Genomic DNA, 4,581 nt, shown 5'->3' on the forward strand with positions numbered 1-4,581 from the left:
GCAAGAGCACAGCTATTCGTCCTCGGCGCGCCCCCCACGCGCCGTTAAAGCGTCGCCCTCGCCAAGGACGGAGATTCCGTGAGGAATCGCGCTACTCGCTTTTAGTTTAAGCGGGTCGCCGCCAGCGGTGAGCAGCAACGAGCGCCGGCGAGTTGCAGAAGCTCGGCTCAAAGCACTGCCCAGTTCTCCGCTCCCGGACTGCCTCTACTCTATTCTCTTTTCGTACGCGGGAGAACTTTTTTCGCGCGCCTGCACGATTCATTCTATTTCGGCTCATCGCCGAAATAGCTGAATCGCTTCTTTAGGCGGGGCGCGCGTCTGTCCTACGGGAGGGTACTGGCCTCGGGCCGGCCAGGCCCCACGTCCCGTGGACGAGAAATGCTTGCGCATTTCAACTGGCAGCCTCTACCCCCCGTTCTTCGTCCGCGCGCTGGCGGAAATCTTATTCAAACGCGAATCACGCGTTGGAATGATTTCCTTCTTCAGCGATCGCGCGCGGGTCGAGCTTTGTTCGCGCGCCTGGGGAAATCTTGTCAAAACACGCAAGCGCATTTTGACGATTTCCCTCTTTAGGCGGCGGCGCGCGATTTGGGCACTGCCCCGGCTGAAACTGTTCTCTTGGTGAACAAAGAGAACCAGAAAAACTTTAAAGAGCGTCCCTGCGGGATGCTCTGGCCGGGTATACCCGCATAATGCAAACGCACAGCGGCTTCCCTAAATCCCGATTATCGCTTTTTTCGTATATTTGTCTCTCGGAACATTCCCTTAACTCAAAATCATGATACACGACGCGTTAGATTCCTCGGTGCATAAATATGCGCGCATACATCCGCTCTTCGCCGTGGCTTTCGAATACCTGGCACAACACCGAGCGGAACTGAACGATCCGGCGTTCAATGGCAGGCATGAGATCAATGGGGAGGATCTCTTCGTGATGGTCGGAGAGCACAGGCTAAAACCGGCGGAAGATACGGTGCTCGAAGCGCACGACAAATACATCGACTTACAGGTGATGATCGACGGAGGAGAATCGTTCGGTTGGGCGCGGAGGAATGCTTGTTCGCAACAGAAGGGGGTGTTCGACGAGGGGAATGACATCGTGTTCTATAACGACGAGCCGACGAGCCGGGTGACGGCGAAAAAGGGGGAGTTCGTGATCTTCTTCCCGGAGGATGCGCATGCGCCGCTGGGCAGACCGGAAAAGGCGGAGGAAGAGGCGGTGAGTCGCAAGGCGATCGTCAAAATCAGGGTCGAGGCGCGATAACTGCCTGGCTCTTTACAAGCGTATGAAGCCATATATACTACAAGGAAAAACGACGTGCAGGCGCGAAACCCGATCCTGATTCACCGTGTAAAGCCATAGTATACAACCAAGGAAAAACTTTCTGCAACCCAAACTCGATATGACTGACTTGAAAACGAAACTGAGCCTGTGGGCCGCACTGGCGGCGGGAGTGGCGGGAACGGTGAAGCCGGCGACGGCGACGGAGGCCGGAAACAAAACGAAAAACGAATCCGAAAAACCGAATGTGATCATTATTCTGGCGGACGACCTGGGGTTCGGAGATATTGCCTGCAACGGGTCGCAGGGGACGATCGAGACGCCGAATACGGATCGGCTGGCGGCGGAGGGGGTGCGGTTCGCGGATGCGCATGCCACGGCGGCGACGAGTACGCCGGCAAGATACAGCATTCTGACGGGGGAATATGCGTGGAGGAGGCCGGGGACAGGGATTGCGCCGGGGGATGCGGCGATGATCGTCACGCCGGAGCACAAAACGATGCCGAGGATGATGCAGCGGGCGGGATATACGACGGCGGCGGTCGGAAAGTGGCACTTGGGACTGGGCGACCGGGCGGGGGCGCAGGATTGGAACGGGGTGGTGACGCCGGGGCTGGAGGATATCGGGTTCGACTATTCGTACATCATGGCGGCAACGGCGGATCGGGTGCCGTGCGTATATATCGAAAACGGACGGGTGGTGGGGCTCGATTTGGCGAACCACCCGGAAGATTCGATCCGGGTGAGCTACAGCAGGCCGTTCCCGGGGGAACCGACGGGACGCAAAAATCCGGAGAGGCTCAAACTACAGGCGAGTCACGGGCACGATATGGCGATCGTGAACGGGATCGGAAGGATCGGATATATGACGGGCGGAGGAAACGCCTTATGGGTGGATGAAAACATTGCGGATACGATTACGGAGCGGGCGGTACGGTTCATCGAACGTTCGGTGGCGGCACAGCAGGAGGCAAAGAAAACAGGGGCGGAAAAACCGTTCTTCCTCTATTTCTGCACGAATGATGTCCATGTGCCGAGGGCGCCGCACGAACGGTTCGTGGGCAAGAGTGGGATGGGGGCGAGGGGGGATGCGATCTTGCAGTTCGACTGGTCGGTGGGACGGATTCTGGGGGTGTTGGATTCGCTGGGGATTGCAGAGAATACGCTGGTGATCTTGTCGTCGGACAACGGGCCGGTGGTGGATGACGGCTATCGGGATCGGGCGGTGGAGCTGCTGGGGAGTCACAAACCGTGGGGACGGTTCAGGGGGGGGAAGTATAGTATCTTCGAGGCGGGTACGAGGGTGCCGGCGATTGTCAGGTGGCCGGGGAGGGTGCCGGCGGGACGGGTGAGCGAGGCGCCGGCGTCGCAGGTGGACTGGTTCGCTTCGCTGGCGGAGTTGGTGGGTGAGGAGCTCGCGGAGGGGGAGGCGCAGGATAGCCGGAATCACCTGGCGGTCTGGCTGGGGAAAGACCGGAAACGCACCAGGGGACGGGAATACATTGTCGAGAATGCGGGCACGCTGTCGATTACGGTGGACGGGTGGAAGTACATCGCGCCGAGCGGCGGGGCGGCGAAAAATCACGATGTAAACATCGAGCTGGGGAATGCGAAGGAACCGCAGCTGTATCACCTGACGGAGGATATCGGGGAACGGAACAATGTGGCGGAGCTCTATCCGGAACGGGTGGCGGAGCTGGCGGCGCGGCTGGAGGAGGTGCGACGGCTGCCGGATCGGCGGGGGGAGATTTCCGATTCGAAAAAATAACGGAATATGATACGTTTTCGCGGAGCCAGCCTCAGGATTATCTTGGGGCTGGCGGCTTTAGTAACGGGGTGTGGGGAAAGGGGAATGGAGCAGGAGAAATACGAGTGGCTGGAGGCGACGCGGGAGTTGGTCGCAGAGATGTGCGAGCTGGCGCGGAACGATGAGGCGCTGGAGTGGTTCACTAGCAATGCAGGGCTGTTGGATCGTATGCGGGAGATGGGAGAGGGAACGTACCGGCAACCGCAGTGGGGATGGGTGGCGGAGGTGCCGGATGAGGTATTGCTGGAGGGGTTGCTGGCTTTGTCGAAAACGGAGTTATCGGGGGAGGAGATCAGGGAGATTCCGAAGGTGCTGCGCAACCGGATTAATCCATCGCTACTGGTTTCGGCTTGCCGGGCTATGGGGCGGGAGGGTACAGAGCTGGCGGCGTATACGATACTGACGACGAGCAAAACGTATGTCCGACCACAGGACTGGAGGGAGAATCTGCTGGTGGTGCTGGATTATGGCGAAAAATATGCGGTGGCGGCGACGTTCTGGGAGGCGGGGGAGGGGACGGTGACGGGGTCGGTGACGTTCGTCAGGGCGGAAACGGGGAGGTTGATGTCCGAGTGGTTCGAGGGGGAAAGGAAGATGAAGATATGGAGGTTGTCGGAGGTGGATTTAAAAAAGATGACTTTATGAATTTCAGACGGGTACGCCGGCAGGATCGCCTGTGGGAGGAGGGGGCGGCGAAGGAGCTGTTAGAGGCGGGGGAGTTCGGTTTTCTGGCGATGTGTGCGCCGGAGGGATATGGATACGGGCTGCCGATGAGTTATGTCTATCGGAGGGAGCGGAATTGTATCTATTTCCACTGCGCGCGGGAGGGGCACAAAATCGATGCGATCGGGGCGAATGACGGGGTGAGTTTCTGTGTGGTGGGGAAAACGAGGGTGGTGCCGTACTCGACGGGGTACGAGTCGGTGCATGTATTCGGCAGGATCGCCCAAGTGACTGATGATGGGGAGCGGTGGGAGGCGCTCGTGGCGCTGCGGGAAAAATACAATCCGGAGCTGGGGGAGGCGACCGAAGAGGATGTATACATTCGGAGGTCGTTCGATCGAACGGCGGTTTTGCGGTTGAATATCGAGCATCTGCAGGGCAAGTGCAAGAGGGTGCGTTAAGGGGGGATTCGCAATCTTTCGGATAAAGGCGCCTGGGGCAAGGGGACTGGTTAATTTAAGTCGAGGTGGCCATTTTTCGAGTGCCGCTCGATCCGCCCCGGGCTACCGCGGGAATGGCACCAACGATCGATTGGGGACGCTGGTCGTGGTGGGGAGCGATGGATACAGTTGGGCTTCCACTGCTATCGATTATCGCAGCATGTATTTACATTTTCAGACCACAGGACTGGTTTCCGGAAGTACAACAAGCCGTGCCTATGGTCTTCAGTTGCGTTGCCTCTCGGAATAAACGGAGGCGCGTGCCCGTGGGGGCAAGAGGCTGGAGTTACCCTAATTGCGTTTTGAGTGCATCCCTGCGGTTCGAAGAA

General features: G+C 58.7%; 4 protein-coding genes. All 4 read left to right on the plus strand.

What is annotated here, in order from left to right; translation table 11 throughout:
- The first annotated feature begins 778 nt into the window (after positions 1 to 778).
- The 4 genes from QZ302_RS08660 (at position 779) to QZ302_RS08675 (ending at position 4,213) form a co-directional block, all read left to right on the plus strand.
- On the plus strand, positions 779 to 1,264 hold the full coding sequence (locus tag QZ302_RS08660) for a YhcH/YjgK/YiaL family protein (RefSeq protein ID WP_294594512.1): 486 nt from the start codon (positions 779 to 781) through the stop codon (positions 1,262 to 1,264).
- A gap of 139 nt (positions 1,265 to 1,403) precedes the next feature.
- Entirely contained in the window at positions 1,404 to 3,050 is a 1,647-nt protein-coding gene (locus tag QZ302_RS08665; protein ID WP_294594513.1) for an arylsulfatase, read from the plus strand.
- A gap of 6 nt (positions 3,051 to 3,056) precedes the next feature.
- Positions 3,057 to 3,734 (plus strand): hypothetical protein, encoded by a 678-nt coding sequence (locus tag QZ302_RS08670; protein ID WP_294594514.1) that lies wholly within the window; start codon positions 3,057 to 3,059, stop codon positions 3,732 to 3,734.
- Entirely contained in the window at positions 3,731 to 4,213 is a 483-nt protein-coding gene (locus tag QZ302_RS08675) for a pyridoxamine 5'-phosphate oxidase family protein (protein WP_294594515.1), read from the plus strand. The genes QZ302_RS08670 and QZ302_RS08675 overlap by 4 nt, the downstream gene beginning before the upstream one ends.
- Positions 4,214 to 4,581 lie beyond the last annotated feature (368 nt).

The sequence above is a fragment of the uncultured Rikenella sp. genome (assembly GCF_910579375.1).
GTDB lineage: Bacteria > Bacteroidota > Bacteroidia > Bacteroidales > Rikenellaceae > Rikenella.

Bases quoted from the DNA above. Each gene is read 5' to 3' on its own strand.
- QZ302_RS08665 (WP_294594513.1), top strand. From the start codon at position 1,404: ATGACTGACTTGAAAACGAAACTGAGCCTGTGGGCCGCACTGGCGGCG.
- QZ302_RS08675 (WP_294594515.1), top strand. From the start codon at position 3,731: ATGAATTTCAGACGGGTACGCCGGCAGGATCGCCTGTGGGAGGAGGGG.
- QZ302_RS08670 (WP_294594514.1), top strand. From the start codon at position 3,057: ATGATACGTTTTCGCGGAGCCAGCCTCAGGATTATCTTGGGGCTGGCG.
- QZ302_RS08660 (WP_294594512.1), top strand. From the start codon at position 779: ATGATACACGACGCGTTAGATTCCTCGGTGCATAAATATGCGCGCATA.